Genomic DNA, 15,392 nt, shown 5'->3' with positions numbered 1-15,392 from the left:
TTTTTAGAAAGGGGTTTTCAAAAATGAAAATCAATGTTAAGAAAGCAGGAAAAAATATTATTAAAGCATATGCAACGGTAGCTGTTATTGCTAATACAATTGCTTTAAATGTTTCGGCGTCCGCACTTCCTGAGGGTATGCCTGATAATGTTGATACAAGCAGTTATGATGCAATTGTAAGTATTGTATTTTGGGCAGCCGGTATTATTATTGCTTCAGCCTCTATGGTTCCCGGATTTCACGCAATGAGCGAAGGTAAAGCTAATGAAGATAAGAGAGGATTTAACTCCGGTCTTACAGCTGTAATTGTCGGTGCTGTTTGTAGTATCGCGTGTGTTGCTGTGCGATATATCTTTTTCTGATTTTCAAAAAAATTGTGGCTGTACATTTATGTATGGCCACAATGGAGGTGCATTTTTGATTGAAAAAACGTATTAATAAAAAAACAAATCGTAAAATAATCGGTATAGTTTTTATCGTTATTACATTGTTATCAATATCTTCCATTTCGGCTTTTGCGGTATCAACTTCCTGGGGACTTGTTCTTGATAGAGTTGATACAAGCTATTTTCATTCGTTTGTAGATAAAAGTGATTGGTCAGAAGTCAGAAAAAGATGTTATAACAATGCTGATGATTTATCGTCTAAGTTCAATGGTTATTTGGTAAATACCAATCCCGAACAGAATATTGTTAATCAACTTAATTATATTCGTGCGAACGGTGACCAAGTATTAGCAGCGAACTATGGCTCGGAATGGAATAATTTATATTCAGAAATAAGCAATTTAATAGATGATGTGGATCAAATTTGTGGTGGAGGTAGTAATATTCCTGTTGTAAATGGTAAAGAAGTTACAACTGAAGTATATCAAAATATGATTAGTAACATCACGGATAAATACAATGAACTTTATCAATTAACTACTAAAATTTATTCATCTTATACATCAGCAAAATTTACTGCTTCCGATACTGTTGAAATTCTTGGAAAAAACGGATATGAGATATTTACAACTTTGTGGAATGAACTCGGTGTGCTGATTAAAGCAATCGGTACAGGTTCTACATCTACATCATATTTATTCGGTGTTTCCTGGACTTCGGATAATATTAAAGATATAGCTAATACGGTAAGTCCTATTATTAAGGCTTTTGCATATGGTTTGGCTGGTGTGCTATTTGGTATAAATGTATCTCGTTCGGCTTTACAGTTTGAGTTAATGGAAGCTAAAGGGCTTTTTAAAATATTTGCAAGAGTCTTGCTTATTAAAGTCTGGATAGACTTATCTATAAACATATGTATATATGTCTTAGCAATAGTTAATAGTTTAACTTCTCAAGTTATAAATACATTTACATACAGTCAGACTATTTTTGATGCATATAATGCGAGCAGCAATCAATCTGTGGTCGATAACGATGCTTTTGGAGGAATAGGAGCTATTATTAATCTTATTACTTCTTTTTCACACAGTTTGCCTGAACTAATACTTGAAGGTGCTGTTATATTCTGCATACTTAGCGTTGTTATTAAACTTATTGCGAGAGGATTTGAAATAACAGCATTAGTTACTATTTCGCCATTATTCTTTTCTACTTTAATTGGAGAAGAAACAAGACCCTATTTTAAAAAATTTATGGCAGCGTTTTTATCTACTTGTTGTTATTTGCTTTTTGTAGCAGCAGTATATGCTGTCGGCACTGTATGGATAAGTGATAGCCTTACATCTGCTTCAACTGCACAGGGCGTATTATCTTGGTTCGGTAAAAATTTTGCAACAGCTTTAATTCTTATAGCTTGTTGTCATATTGTTAGAAAGCCACCAAAAGTTTTGACAGATTTAGTTTCAGTGTAGTGGGAGGTTAATATGAGAAAAGTACAGATGACGAAGCAACAAACTATCAGACCTTATGAAAAAATGTTTGGATTGACAATTAAGCAAATTATAGGAATAGTTATAGGTGGAGTGACGGTAATAGCTACACTTGTTATACTGTTATTCGTTTTAAAATTACCGACGGAATTAGTTATGGCATTGATTTTTGTAGAAGTAGTTTCTACAATTCTTATAAGTATAGTAAGAGTGAACGGTATGAGCCTTATCAAACATTTTATTGTGTGTATGAAAGGTCCTGTTTACAGACCTTACCAAAGCAAAGGAGCTAAATACTATGAAGAAAACGACGAGTAAAATATATGTTGAACAGGAAAAAGAAAACCCGCAGAGAAAAAAGTCACAGTCTAAAAAAGTAAAGAAAACCGCTCAGGATACTATTCCTTTTGACGAGATTTATGATAATGGCATTTTTCGTATAGGTGATACATATTCCCTGATTTTTTATATTCCAAACATTGATTATAAGGTGTTTAAAGATAATGAGCGTAACGGCATATACAAAAGGTATCAAAAACTTCTTAACTGTTTGCCGTCTGAGGTTAAATATCAAGAATTTATTGTTAATACAGACATTGACATTAATAATTATGTAGATGCTTTAGTTCCGCAATACAATGGTGTTTGTACTCAAGAAATATATGATAGCTTTGTTGAGAAGCAAAAAGCTATCATCGCAGAAGCCGAGAACAGTTCTTGTGAACAGCAAATATATGGTGCTCTTTCATTTAAGCCTGTTGTGAAAATGGATAGTATCAATGTACTTTTTAAGCATTATAATGAAATTGCAGCTCAGTTTGCTGAGATTAATATCAAGACTGAACTTCTCCCGCCTGAGAAAAGTTTTGAAATCATTCATCGCATTTACCACTTTTCTAATCCTGAACAGTTTTTACTCCCTACATCTTTTTTCAATGTAGATGTAAATCTTAAAGATTATCTTGCACCGTCATCATTTAAGTTTGCTTCCAAATACAATGAAGTCGGCTTAGATTATTCTTGTGTGATGTTCGCAAAAAGGTTTTCAAGAACTTGTGATGATGAGTTTGTTATGGACTTGCTTGACAATTCTTCTAAAATCATTGTCAGTAAGCATTTTTCAAGACTTGAAAAGGACACGAGCCTTGACATTCTCAAGGAGCAGATGAATGACCTACAGGGTAGAATTGACCGTAGACTTGAGATAAATTATAAGCGTAGTGGTGCAAGTGGTGGTAGTAGTTTCATTCCTTGGTCTTTGCAGAGGAGAAAAAAAGAGCTTGAAGCTCTTGAGGAAAAATTATCATCTACAGACTGTGATTTGTTTGAATTTGCTATGTATATCTATGTTGCAGCTAACAGCCTTAAAGAACTCAATGACCTAAGAGATTATATTAAGCAAACAGCTCGCAGACATCAGGTTACACTTGATGTACTGACAGGCGCTACAATTCAAGAAAAAGGTTTGCAGTGTATATTGCCATTTGCTCAGCCGGCTTTGTCCGATGATAAAACTTTGCTGGGGCAACCGTTTTACTTCGCTACTGATGAGGTAGCGAATCTCATTCCTTTTACTTATCAAAACAATATTATCCAGTCGGGAATATGCTACGGCATTAATCAGATTACGCATATGCCGATTATTATAGACAGAAGTGAGGGACTTAACGCTAACGGCTTTGTCGTCGGCACTTCGGGTGCAGGTAAATCAATGGCAGGCAAGTTGGAGTTTCTGAACGGAGCATTGAAGTATCCTGATGATGTATTTATTTTTCTTGACCCTGAGAGGGAATATATGGCAGCAATGACTAAGAATAATGCTTTTGACGCACAGGTGATTACTGTTTCGCCAAACACAAATACGCATATAAACTTATTTGATACTGATATAACATATACAGACGAGGGTCAATCCGCCGTCGCTCTCAAGACAGACTTTATAATGACATTTTGCGAATGTGTAAAAGGCTCTGGGCTTACTGCAAACGAAAAAACTGTACTTGACAGATGTGTAAACTTAGTGTATCAAGATTTCTTGGCTAATGATGGTGACAAAAAATATTTGCCAACGCTCGTAGATTTCTACAACATTTTGCTTGCCCAGACCGAAAAGGAAGCAAAGGATATGGCACTTAAACTTGAACTGTATGTTAAAGGTAACTTCAGCACATTTGCTCATCATACCAATGTTGACCTTAACAAGAGAATTATTATCTATGATGTACAAGAAATGGGCAAGCAGCTCTCTGACATTGGCTCTCTTGTAATTCTTGAAAGTATTTGGCAAAAGGTTATTGAAAACCGAAAACGAGGTATTCGTACTTGGTTTACTACGGATGAGTTTTCTATGTTCTTCCGAGATACAAACGGTGTGTTTAGAACAGGCGATTTCTTCGAAAACGTGTATAAAAGAATTCGTAAGTATGGAGGTGTAGCGTCAGGTTACACACAAAATATGTCAGAAGTTATGGAAAGCCCGCAGGCAACAAAAATGCTACAAAACAGCAATTTTTGCATTATGTTGGCTCAGAATGAAACAGACTTAGATAAGATTAAGAGTATGTTCAAATTATCAGAAAAACAGGCGGCTTATCTTGATATTGATGAGCCCGGCAAAGGTCTGATTAAGAACGGTAAGCAGATAATCCCATTTGATAATCAGATTAATAAAAATTCAGCTGTGTACAAGTTGTTCTCAACCAAAATGGCTGACCAAAAGAAAGAGTGATGATACAATGAATGTATTAATTGTAGCCGACAGGGTCAACGGCAAAGCATATACGGATATTATTAATAAGCTGAAAAATACTAAAACCATAGGTGTAATTAATACAGTATCTCAAACATTAGTTACAGAAATTGGAACTCGCTATACACCTAATGCAATAATTATTGATACGGCAGTAGATTATAATAATCTTTTGCCGCAGATAACCGAACAGATAGGCAATACATACAACTACATCAAAATAGTAGTATTGGCAGAAGCAGACGAGAGCAGAATATTCCCGTCTGCTTCTGTAATTAAAGGTGCAATATCAAGTGCTAAGCTCGCTCAGATACTTGAATCAACAGGGGATAATGTTGTGACCGGCATTGACAATGAGAGCAAAGAAGTTCCAAAGCCTGTAGAAAAAGCACCTAAGAAAACACCGACTCGAAAGCCGAAAAAAATTAAGAACAAGAAAAAGAGGAAAGACTTTAAATTTAATCCGCTATTGTTAATTCCTTTTGTAGCTGTTGTGGTATTGATTGTTGTTGCACTGTGTGTCAAATCCTGTAATAAAGCAACGGATAAACCATCAGCAGAAACAACATCAAGTATTAAAGAAGTTGTTACTACTACAGCTAATCAAACTCAACCTGTATCAATCCAAAGTGTAACCATTCCTGCACAGGCAACAGTGTCCGTTGCAACTGTTGCAGCCGACAATACTCAACCTGCAACTGCTGCCATTGCTACCGTAAGCAATAGCCATCAGAACGACACAAAAGAAGAAAGTCGTTTCAAGAGCGAGAGTAGAAATAATAATAATCAAAGCAACAACAATCACAACTCAAATGATAATCAGAATAACAACGGTGGAAACAACGCAGGTTCTCATAGTTATGTTACAGTAAGCAAGCCTGAATATAATTACTCAAGCAATCAGAGCAAGGATATAGAGGTAAGTGGTATATCACTTAATTATCTTTCAAAAACTTTAACAGCGGGTGAAAGTATAAACTTATCTGCTAATATAACTCCCTCAAATGCAACAAATAAGTCAGTCAGCTGGAGCACATCAAATTCTAATGTAGCTACAGTAAATAACGGCTATGTAGTTTCCCATTCTGCGGGTACAGCTTATATAACTGCAACTGCCGGTAATCATTCTGCAACTTGCACTGTTGTAGTCAAAGAAAAGGAAACTCAAGACAGTGTATACATAACACCGGCTGAAAAGTATTGTAATATTAATGAGGTGATCACCTTTACTCTTATTAATGCAAATAACTGTTCATTCAATATTAGCAACCCAAGTGCAGTTCAAATAATAGGCGGAGGAACAAATAGAATACAAATTAAAGCAAAATCAAGAACAACGGTTACTATTACGGCAACCAATAACAGCACAGGCAGAGAATATACAGCAAAATTAATTATTGAATAAAGTTGCATTTTGAATTTCCTAATGCGAAGTAAGTCAAAAAGTCTGTTGAAAAAACAACAGGCTTTTTTAATTGCTCTGATATAGAACAACTAAAAAAGCCTATTGTATTAATGAAACGAGGTGAATTTATGAACAGAAATCTTTTTAAAATGCCTAACGATATTTTTGGCGGTAAGCTCTCTGCCGGAGAAATCAAAGTCCTTGCGGCTCTCCATTCGCTACGCTCTAAATCGATATACAGAGGGCAGAAGTATATCAAGGTAAATCAAGCCACAATTGCCCGTATTTGCGGCTTTTCTTCTGCACGAACAGTTTCATCGGCTATTGCCAAACTTTCCTTATACGGCTATATTCGAGCTATTAGACGCTATTATGCCGATTACCATAAGCTGGACGCATATGTATATACCCTGCCGGTTATGAGAAAAAACTATTTCTTTGTTGACCGTAAAATATTTAAGCATAAACTTACATCAGCTCAGTTTAGAATGTATTTATTCTTCTGCAAGGCTGCGAATCCATCTAATAAGCGTTGTTGGAACAGCTTTAATGATATTGCCAACGCTTTAGGAATTAAGCGTACAGTTGTAGTTAAGACTGTAAAGGAGCTTATTTCAATGAAGCTCGTAAGGAAGTATAGAATTAAAAAAAGTGACGGCAGCTTTTCTGATAATCATTACAAGGTTATTCCTTTGCAATATACCTATAAATTTAGGAGAAAAAGGAAAAGACCTTGCCGCTCACTACTTCGACAAGGTCTAAATATATGCTATAAATTAGCATATGCATCTTCACTTACAAGTGTAAAACAAACGGTTGCATTTGTCAAGAGGAAAAGTAGGAAAAATTTATTTTTTGTAACAAGGGGTAGTCCATTTTTTTGCAGTACATATGATAGTACCCACTTTTATACCAACAGAAAAAAGAATAGAATTAGATTATACTTAAAGTATAGATGTAATTTAACCTTATATCACTTAAAAAATCCGTTCAAATGCAATGACTCGCACAGCAAGCGCAAAAAATGAACTTGTATTGCGTTTTTCTTATTCTGCTGGTTATCTTGCAAATATGCTGATTGTCTGATATAATGTTCAAGTAAGGAAACGGTGGCGGCTGTTTCAGCTCCCTTGCGAAAGGGGGTGAGTATCTTAATGACTGATGTAATTTTATTACTCACATTTGCTATTGCTTTGACAGTAGTAAATGAAATCATAAAGAACATAAGAAAGAAATAACCGCCCTGTACTGCGAATACAAGGCGGTTGTCATTTAATATAACCATTTTGTAAGCGAAACAGCTAAAACCGTTTCTTTACACTATTATATTATCACAATCAAAAATTTATGTCAACAGTCGCAGAGCTTTTCTGTGGCTGTTTTTTGTTAGTGGACAAATTGTCCGCTTTGGAGGTAGTTAGTTTTGAGTATAATTATAATTTCAATATTCTACATTTATTATCTGATTGCAGTTAATTATTATCGGCGAGAGCTGCATTTCAGATTTATTGCGTACAACAAAATGCCAGGAAAAGATAAAGCACCGATTTCAATTAAGAAGTTGGTGCTTTTTTCTGCAATTATTGTTGCAATTATTACGGTTGTCGGCTTATGTGTTGGAAACAACACACTTATTTTAATAAACACATTACCTGTCATAGCACTGACTTTTCATTTACATTTAATGCGTAAAAGAATTGCCGAAGCTGACAGAAATAATAACAAGGAGGACTAATTATGAAGGTTATAAAAAGCCGTGACGGTCAGGAATATTACAATTTCACAAGGGAGGAAAAGGAGCAGGCAAAACAGATGTCCACGCTCGAATACTTGGAAAGAACATATGGCTATCATTTTACGAAAGCAGGCACTATGATGCGTTGCAGGGAACACGATAGCTTTATTGTGCGTGCTGACGGACGAGGTTGGTATTGGAACAGCAGAGGATTTGGTGGTTCTGATGTTATAGAATTTATGATGAAAGTGGAAAACAAGTCATATGAAGAAGCCCTGATGACACTTTTTAATGTGAACAAAAGTAATTCCGTTGCAGTACCGCAATACAAAAAAGCGGAGCAGCTTCCTCCGGAAGAACTAAAAAAAAATTTGCAAATGCCGGTAGCTGTACAAGGTAAGTACAAACGAGTATTTGCTTATTTAACGAAAACTCGCTGCATAGCTCCTGAAATAGTCAATGAGCTTATGCACAAAAAGTATTTATACGAGGATGTAATGCACAACTGTGTGTTTGTCGGTTACGGAACAAATAAACTGCCGGCATATGCTACTGTGCGTGGCACTTTAACGGAAGTGCAGTACAGAAAAGACTCTCCCGGTTCAGATAAGAGTATATCATTTTCTGTTATGGGAAAGGATAATACAACGGTAGATGTATTTGAATCACCTATTGATTTGCTTTCACACGCAACAATGTGCAATATCGAAACAGGTAATCCGCAAGAATGGCTTAACGCCACACGCTTAAGTCTTGCCGGTGTATCTGACAGAGCATTAGAAACTTTTTTGCAAAATCATCAGACAGTCAGACATATAAACTTACGATTAGATAATGACCTCGCAGGCCGAAAAGCTTGTGAGGTCATTTCCGAAAAATACAAAAATCAAGGTTATCGTGTTGATACAATCCTGCCACGCACAAAAGACTACAACGAAGATTTGTGCAGATATGCTGAACTACACAATATGCCGGACTTGCCTTTACAGCTACCAACAGAAAAAGAAAATCAGGCAGCTTATACTTACTTAACGGAGAAGCTCGGTATAGCACCCGAAATTGTTACTACGCTGATTAACAAGAATTATATTTGCTCAGATGCAGAGAATATTTCTTTTGTTGGTCATAATCGAGGTAGATCACCTGTTTATTCTTATAGCGTAAGCATTAACGATAATTCCGTTAGTGTATCGGGGTCAACAAAAAATAGCTTCTACTTAAAAGGTTACGATAAAAGTAAAGTTATTGTATATAAATCTCCGATTGACTTATTGGCTGACGCAACTATGAGCAATATCGCTTATAACAGCAAGCGTGAATGGCTCAACTCCACACGCTTGAGCCTTTGCGGAACTGATGATAAAGCACTTCAGAATTTCCTGTCCGAAAACCCTGAGGTAAAACAGGTATGCTTTTCATTTGGTGGAAAGGAGATAGACATTGAAACGAGCAGACATTTTTTGCAGAAGTATAGTGAAAAAGGCTATGCCTGTACAAGATTTGAGTCTGTTGGGGAGAGTATAACGGAAGAATTATCGGCAATGATACAACAAAACATTCGCTGTAATACATTAAAGAAATAAGTTTTTTGTATTTATTATTAATTATATACTTTTTTATTCTTCTCTAAAAAGCGAATGAATTGCATACATACCGTAAGCATTTCATATTAGGCAATATTAAAATATGCTCTTAATATTTTTGCAAGAATATTTATATATGCTAAAAAATAAAAATATGGTATTGACAAGAATATTAATGTATGCTATTATTAAAGCAACAAGGAGGTATATATATGAATTCTAAAATAACTTATAAATCAACTATTAACCTTAGCGAAGAAAACAAAGCATTACTTGATAGAATAAAGTTGGATAAACCGACTTCTTTGGGTAAGATAATCAATCATACAATGGATACTTTTCTCAATATTCCTGATAGAGTAAAAGCAGAACTTCTTGATTTTATAAAGTCGAGAATCTCGAGTATTGAACAGGAAATACGATTATTATCTCCACACGAAGAATTCTATAAAAAAAGTTTGATTGAAAGTTATAACGCCTATTGTAACATAGCAAACTTTTTAAACGAAGGCAAAGACATTATAGTTAAAGAAGATGAAAAAAAAGAGTACAAAAAATATGACATTAAAAACGGTGTATTGATTTGTCCTAAAGATTGGATAGTGCTAAATCCAGAAGAAGCTAAAAATATGGAATATGCCGGGGTTGTTGAGTGTCGCAATTCTGAAGTTTTTGGGAAAAAACATTTCAATGTTACGATCCCCCATTTCGTTTTTTTTAGTAACAAAAAGTACTCAAATGAATATGATACCGAATACATACATTATATAAACAATCTCTGCACTATGAAATGGTCAAACTTTAACACTGTATTAAAGCATCAAGTTACCCCGATATTGGACCAAACGCAAGCTAACCAAGTATTAAATGAATCAGATTATATGAATGCTCCTACTATCGGACACTTTTCAATATATGTACAAGGCGATACTAATTACGAAGCTAACTATGAGCCCCCTGCTGGAGCTAAAATAATTAAACAAAAATAATATTAACCTAAGTTTACAGAAAAATCGCAACAAACAAAATTGCTTGTTGCGATTTTTTCACAAATTGTTATATCTTGCTTGACAATGGTTTATAATTATGCTAATCTTAATTTAATATTAGTTTATAGAGGAGAATATTGTCAAATGAAAAAATGTTTAGCATTATGTATCTTAGCAATTTTTGCTGTTTCACTGACAGCTTGCAGTGGAACAAATACCGTACCATCTTCAATCGATGCAGCAACTCAAGCTGTTGCTACAACAGCTGCTCCAACGGAAGCACCAACAGAAGCAACAGAGTATAAAATTCATTTGCCGTATTCGTGCTTTCCGGCAGGAGGGTTACCTACAGATAGTGACTTAATCCTTACTAACGAAGATAGTGAGTGTGGCATAATAAGCAAAGAAAAAGTGTCAACCGGAGGTATGATTATTACAGTCGAAAAAGACAAGTATGACCAGTTGTTGGAACACCAAAAGAATAAGTTGTGTAAGCTTATAGAGCGTGAACAAGCCGGTATGTATATAGATAGAATAGAGTACAACGATGATTTTTCGGAAATTATTGAGTATCAAGTTCCTGAAGAAACTGAGCCTGAGCACAGTTCTGACGATGACCAAAATCGTGCTCAGGTGTTTACTTTACCGTATAAAGATTATTCGCATAACCAAGAAATCAATTATGAGAGTGTATATTATCAAGCACTACTAAAGAAAAATGATGGCAGCGAAATTATAACCTGTACATATATAGTAAAGAATAGCGAAGGAGAAGTATTAGATACAAAAGTTTACCCTTCAACATAAGGTAATATAAACAGAAAAGGCTTCACCTAAAACAGGTGAAGCCTTTTTTTCTCTAAAAAGCAAAAAGTAAACAAAACTGTTTACTCATACAAAAATACTATAATAAAATATACTTTAAACATTGACATTACAGGAAATATATGGTATAATGAATCTTGTAAAAAGGACATAAAAGTCCATAGACACCAAAATATCTGCAAATATCTTGGTGTCCCGCTAACAGAGTATTGGAAGTACTCAGTGGCGTTATGGCTTATTTATAGTGTATTATAACACAAAATAAGCAAACTGTCAACTTTTACTTGCCTGCTCTGACAACGGTCGGACGCAGGTCTTTTTTATACTCAAAACTAAATAAATCAAAACTTCGAACATCAGTACACCTATTGTTCTCAGAGTTACGCCGTGACCATATGCACTTTTGAATGTTGCGAAACATTCTTGCGAGAAGCGAGCCAATATTGTCAGTACCATTATTGCTACAATGTTGCCTAGAACAATGTTAAATAAAAGGGTGAAAGGGAGATAATATTCCCTGTTCAATACTTGGCTGTGCAAATACCGTATGTTCATAACCGGACAATTTGTCCGCTTACAACATATAGTATGCAAAACTCATAAATCGCAGCATTGCGTGAGCCACACACGATTACTAAGTGATTAGCATAATCTAAGACCAAAGGAAAGATGTTTGATGTTTTCTGTTCTAATTAATTTACAAAAAGAAAGGATGAATAAATATGATTATCACACCACCGGGACGCTACTTTGATATAGTAGTACCTCAAGAGATAACCAAACTATTAAACATCAATATTTGTACTCCTGAATATCAGGAAACACAATGCAGTATAAACGGCTATAAGAAAATCAACGAAAACGAAGATTTTTTAGGTACAGTCTACGGCACTATCAACATTGTCAGAGAAGGACTTCTAATATTTATTCTTTCGTATGAATACAATATCGAAGAATTTACCGAAAGCTGTACTTTAAAAGTTGAAGAATCGTTTACTGAAATGTTAAGAGAGTTATATAAAAAAGATTAAAAATCTAATTCTTTCAAGATATAAATTCTCCACTCGTTATCAACTTTTTTAACAGAAATATAACCTAAATCTTTTAACAGACCACGGTAATATGGAATTATCGTATAATGATTATATGCAGCTTTATCACAGTCGGTCAATACTTTTTGTTCTTCTTTTAGCTTTACCCCAACCGCATAGTTTCTGCCTTGCTCTTGGGATTTCTTTAGATAGAGGTTATATAAACCTTTTAAATATTTATACATATTTCCTCTATCATTAAGAGATTGTTCAATCAGTAACTGCCTCTTGTGTTCGAGTTTTTGATACATAGTATTCCCCCTAATAATTATAATAAGATGAAAATATTATAATTATCAGATTGGTAGCATAAAAAACATCTGTAGTACATCTTAGGTAAACAAGTCCATCGCACTGATAATATGGATATAGCAAAGTGATTTAAGTAGCTTTGCGGCTATTTAAATCACTTTACTCAATTTGGTTGCGGGAGCCGGATTTGAACCGACGACCTTCGGGTTATGAGCCCGACGAGCTACCGAGCTGCTCTATCCCGCGATATTTATTGCCTGTATCTTTACAGCTATATTATAATACACCTTGTTATCAAATTTGTCAAGCCTTTTTATAATATATTTTTAAAAAATCAAAAATATATTTGCAAGCCGTAAATGTTTTGTAATATCGGCAATATTATTCGGGCTTTTTGTTGTTTAGTTTTACTTTGATTATTGCATTTTTTGTATGATATTGGTATAATAAAAATACAGCTCATTTGCTGAAAAGGGAGGAATTTTTTATGTGTCAGAAAAAACCGTATTACATCACGACACCGATTTACTATCCGTCAGGCAATCCGCATATCGGACATTGCTATACAACTGTTGCTTGCGACTCTATCGCTCGTTACAGACGAATGCAGGGCTATGATGTAATGTTTCTTACGGGTACTGACGAGCATGGTCTTAAAATTGAGCAGAAAGCTGCCGAAAAGGGTGTGACTCCCAAGGAATATGTTGACGAAGTAGTAAAAACCTTCAAGAGCCTTTGGAACTTTATGAATGTTGACTATGACAGATATATAAGAACCACCGATGATTACCACATCAAGACTGTTCAGAAGATTTTTAAAGAACTTTACGATAAGGGATACATTTATAAGGGCGAGTATTCGGGTAAATACTGCACTCCTTGTGAGAGCTTCTGGACAGAAAGCCAGCTTGTTGACGGCAAATGTCCGGATTGCGGCAGAGAGGTTACAGAGGCTAAGGAAGAGGCTTATTTCTTCAAAATGGCACCTTTTGCCGACAGAATTGAAAAATTACTTACGGAAACCGACTATTTACAGCCGAAAACCCGTGCGACAGAGCTTGTAAACAACTTTATCAAGCCGGGCCTTGAGGACCTTTGTGTGTCGAGAACTTCTTTTAAGTGGGGTATTCCTGTAACTTTTGACGATAAGCATGTTATATATGTGTGGATTGACGCACTTTCAAACTATATTTCTGCGCTTGGCTTTTATAACGACGCTTATAATGATTTTGATAAATTCTGGCCTGCCGATGTGCATATGGTTGCAAAGGATATTATGCGTTTCCACGCTATCATTTGGCCTGCAATGCTTATGGCTCTCGATTTGCCGCTTCCAAAGCACCTTGCGGTTCACGGTTGGATTACTTTTAACGGTCAGAAGATGAGTAAATCACTCGGCAATGTTGTAGACCCGTTTGTACTTGGCAAGAGATACGGCGCAGACGCTATCCGTTATCACATTCTTCGTGAAATGGCACTCGGCGCAGACAGCTCGTTCTCTAACGAAATTATGATAAACCGTATTAACTCCGACCTTGCAAACGGCTTTGGCAACCTTGTGTCAAGAACCGTTGCAATGGTTGAAAAATATTTTGGTGGCACACTTCCTACAGAGCGTGAAGGCGGAGAATTTGACGATGACCTCATCGCAACCGCTACCGCACTTAAGTCGAGCGTTGATGACTTTATTGATAAAACCCAGCTTAACAATGCGCTCGCCGAGATTTTCAAGGTAGTTTCCCGTGCTAACAAGTACATTGACGAAACAGCACCGTGGGTGATTGCAAAGGACGAAACAAAGAAAGCAAGACTTGCAACTGTTCTTTACAATTTGCTTGAAACTATCAGAATCACAGCCACACTTCTCTCTGCATTTATGCCGACTACAATGCCAAAGGCACTTGAGCAGATTGGCGCTTGCGAGAAGTGCGCTACTTACGAAAATGCCGATAAATTCGGTGTTCTTCCGCTTGATGTGACAGTCAAGAAAGGTGAGGCTCTGTTCCCGAGAATTGATGTTGAGAAAGAAATCGAAGAACTCAACGCAATTATCAAGAATAACGAAAAGGTTGACGAAAAGACAGAGAAACTCAAAGAAGAAATTGAGGGCGTTGCTCAAATCGGTATTGACGATTTCTGCAAGGTTGACCTCAGAGTTGCCGAAATTAAGGCTTGCGAGCCGATTAAAAAGGCTAAAAAGCTTTTGAAACTCACAATTTTTGACGGTGTAAAAGAGAGAACCGTTGCTTCGGGTATCGCAAAATTCTATACACCTGACGACCTTATCGGAAGAAAGATTATTCTTGTATCAAACCTCAAGCCTGCAAAGCTCTGCGGTGTTGAAAGCTGCGGAATGATTCTTGCCGCAACTTGCGGAGAAGAAATAAAGGTAATCTTTGTAGACGATATGGAACCCGGCTCAAAAATCAGCTGATTTGTTTTAAATTAAAATTGTTGCCCGATTACGGATTTTCCGTAGTCGGGCATTTTTGTGCATTTATATTCTAATGTTGGGGGTAATATTAACAAATTATGGTTTAACTCACAGTTTAGCCAAGCAATTATAAAAGTTTGGTCGACCTTTTCAAAGGTCGTGGGTGTGGGCAAAGCCCACAAATACTTTTTGCTAACGCAATTTTCAGATAGCCTAACAGTTTGCTGTTTGGCGGCTTGAACACAACGGCGAAAGCCTTTAAAAATGCGATAGCAACAAGAAAAGAAATTCGTTATTTCATTAATAAAATATATTTTTTAATGGCTGTCGCCTGTTTTAACAAACTTAGTTTTAGCACGCAAACAGCGTGGCTGTTTGCGCCTGATAAATTGTTGTATCGGAAGATTTTATGGGCGCTGCCCAAACCCGCAATTTTTGAAAAAATTGAGTAAA

General features: G+C 35.9%; 14 protein-coding genes and 1 tRNA gene. 13 read left to right on the top strand and 2 right to left on the bottom strand.

From position 1 onward, the window contains the following. Nucleotides 1–23: 23 nt before the first annotated feature. The 11 genes from KGF34_RS07880 (at nt 24) to KGF34_RS07830 (ending at nt 12,193) form a co-directional block, all read left to right on the top strand. Nucleotides 24–362, top strand: a complete 339-nt coding sequence (locus KGF34_RS07880; RefSeq protein WP_249377081.1) for a hypothetical protein — start codon at nt 24–26, stop codon at nt 360–362. Between the two features lie 59 nt (nt 363–421). Continuing rightward, nucleotides 422–1,858, top strand: coding sequence for a type IV secretion system protein (locus tag KGF34_RS07875; protein ID WP_252558653.1), 1,437 nt, complete (start codon nt 422–424; stop codon nt 1,856–1,858). A 12-nt stretch (nt 1,859–1,870) separates the two neighbouring features. Continuing rightward, a complete protein-coding gene (locus KGF34_RS07870) occupies nt 1,871–2,194 on the top strand; it encodes a PrgI family mobile element protein (RefSeq protein WP_249377079.1) in 324 nt (107 codons plus the stop codon). Next, a complete protein-coding gene (locus KGF34_RS07865; RefSeq protein WP_252558652.1) occupies nt 2,175–4,604 on the top strand; it encodes a VirB4-like conjugal transfer ATPase, CD1110 family in 2,430 nt (809 codons plus the stop codon). Before KGF34_RS07870 ends, KGF34_RS07865 begins: the two co-directional genes overlap by 20 nt. Nucleotides 4,605–4,611: 7 nt before the next feature. Continuing rightward, on the top strand, nt 4,612–6,030 hold the full coding sequence (locus tag KGF34_RS07860; RefSeq protein ID WP_252558651.1) for an Ig-like domain-containing protein: 1,419 nt from the start codon (nt 4,612–4,614) through the stop codon (nt 6,028–6,030). Between the two features lie 128 nt (nt 6,031–6,158). Beyond that, complete coding sequence (locus KGF34_RS07855) at nt 6,159–7,058, top strand: helix-turn-helix domain-containing protein (RefSeq protein ID WP_252558650.1); 900 nt, start codon at nt 6,159–6,161, stop codon at nt 7,056–7,058. 494 nt (nt 7,059–7,552) lie between these two features. Further along, nucleotides 7,553–7,765, top strand: coding sequence for a hypothetical protein (locus KGF34_RS07850; RefSeq protein WP_252558649.1), 213 nt, complete (start codon nt 7,553–7,555; stop codon nt 7,763–7,765). A gap of 2 nt (nt 7,766–7,767) precedes the next feature. Beyond that, nucleotides 7,768–9,348 carry a DUF3991 domain-containing protein gene (locus KGF34_RS07845; protein ID WP_252558648.1) on the top strand — a complete coding sequence of 527 codons (1,581 nt, stop codon included), beginning with the start codon at nt 7,768–7,770 and terminating at the stop codon, nt 9,346–9,348. A gap of 212 nt (nt 9,349–9,560) precedes the next feature. After that, nucleotides 9,561–10,337 (top strand): hypothetical protein, encoded by a 777-nt coding sequence (locus KGF34_RS07840; RefSeq protein ID WP_252558647.1) that lies wholly within the window; start codon nt 9,561–9,563, stop codon nt 10,335–10,337. A 144-nt stretch (nt 10,338–10,481) separates the two neighbouring features. After that, a complete protein-coding gene (locus KGF34_RS07835; RefSeq protein WP_252558646.1) occupies nt 10,482–11,144 on the top strand; it encodes a hypothetical protein in 663 nt (220 codons plus the stop codon). A gap of 740 nt (nt 11,145–11,884) precedes the next feature. Next, on the top strand, nt 11,885–12,193 hold the full coding sequence (locus KGF34_RS07830; protein ID WP_252558645.1) for a hypothetical protein: 309 nt from the start codon (nt 11,885–11,887) through the stop codon (nt 12,191–12,193). Here KGF34_RS07830 and KGF34_RS07825 read toward each other — a convergent pair. Further along, nucleotides 12,190–12,504: a hypothetical protein gene (locus tag KGF34_RS07825; protein WP_252558644.1), complete on the bottom strand. Its 315-nt coding sequence runs from the start codon at nt 12,502–12,504 to the stop codon at nt 12,190–12,192. The genes KGF34_RS07830 and KGF34_RS07825 overlap by 4 nt on opposite strands. A 170-nt stretch (nt 12,505–12,674) precedes the next feature. Beyond that, nucleotides 12,675–12,751, bottom strand: a tRNA-Met gene (locus KGF34_RS07820). 241 nt (nt 12,752–12,992) lie between these two features. On the opposite strand from KGF34_RS07820, the gene metG reads away from it, so the two are divergent. After that, nucleotides 12,993–14,939, top strand: a complete 1,947-nt coding sequence (gene metG, locus KGF34_RS07815; RefSeq protein ID WP_186935599.1) for a methionine--tRNA ligase — start codon at nt 12,993–12,995, stop codon at nt 14,937–14,939. Nucleotides 14,940–15,160: 221 nt separating this feature from the next. Beyond that, nucleotides 15,161–15,391, top strand: a complete 231-nt coding sequence (locus KGF34_RS07810) for a hypothetical protein (RefSeq protein WP_252558643.1) — start codon at nt 15,161–15,163, stop codon at nt 15,389–15,391. Nucleotide 15,392: the final 1 nt, after the last annotated feature.

Origin of the sequence: Ruminococcus sp. FMBCY1 (assembly GCF_023921805.1) — a bacterium.
Taxonomy (GTDB): Bacteria; Bacillota; Clostridia; order Oscillospirales; family Acutalibacteraceae; genus Ruminococcoides; species Ruminococcoides intestinale_A.
Note: the sequence above shows the minus strand (reverse complement) of the source record. Positions and strands in the feature narration are given on the sequence as shown.

Excerpts from the sequence above, each read along its gene's own strand:
- KGF34_RS07880 (WP_249377081.1), top strand. The coding sequence starts at position 24 with ATGAAAATCAATGTTAAGAAAGCAGGAAAAAATATTATTAAAGCATAT.
- KGF34_RS07870 (WP_249377079.1), top strand. The coding sequence starts at position 1,871 with ATGAGAAAAGTACAGATGACGAAGCAACAAACTATCAGACCTTATGAA.
- KGF34_RS07865 (WP_252558652.1), top strand. The coding sequence starts at position 2,175 with ATGAAGAAAACGACGAGTAAAATATATGTTGAACAGGAAAAAGAAAAC.
- KGF34_RS07860 (WP_252558651.1), top strand. The coding sequence starts at position 4,612 with ATGAATGTATTAATTGTAGCCGACAGGGTCAACGGCAAAGCATATACG.
- KGF34_RS07855 (WP_252558650.1), top strand. The coding sequence starts at position 6,159 with ATGAACAGAAATCTTTTTAAAATGCCTAACGATATTTTTGGCGGTAAG.
- KGF34_RS07850 (WP_252558649.1), top strand. The coding sequence starts at position 7,553 with ATGCCAGGAAAAGATAAAGCACCGATTTCAATTAAGAAGTTGGTGCTT.
- KGF34_RS07845 (WP_252558648.1), top strand. The coding sequence starts at position 7,768 with ATGAAGGTTATAAAAAGCCGTGACGGTCAGGAATATTACAATTTCACA.
- KGF34_RS07840 (WP_252558647.1), top strand. The coding sequence starts at position 9,561 with ATGAATTCTAAAATAACTTATAAATCAACTATTAACCTTAGCGAAGAA.
- KGF34_RS07835 (WP_252558646.1), top strand. The coding sequence starts at position 10,482 with ATGAAAAAATGTTTAGCATTATGTATCTTAGCAATTTTTGCTGTTTCA.
- KGF34_RS07830 (WP_252558645.1), top strand. The coding sequence starts at position 11,885 with ATGATTATCACACCACCGGGACGCTACTTTGATATAGTAGTACCTCAA.
- KGF34_RS07825 (WP_252558644.1), bottom strand. The coding sequence starts at position 12,504 with ATGTATCAAAAACTCGAACACAAGAGGCAGTTACTGATTGAACAATCT.
- metG (WP_186935599.1), top strand. The coding sequence starts at position 12,993 with ATGTGTCAGAAAAAACCGTATTACATCACGACACCGATTTACTATCCG.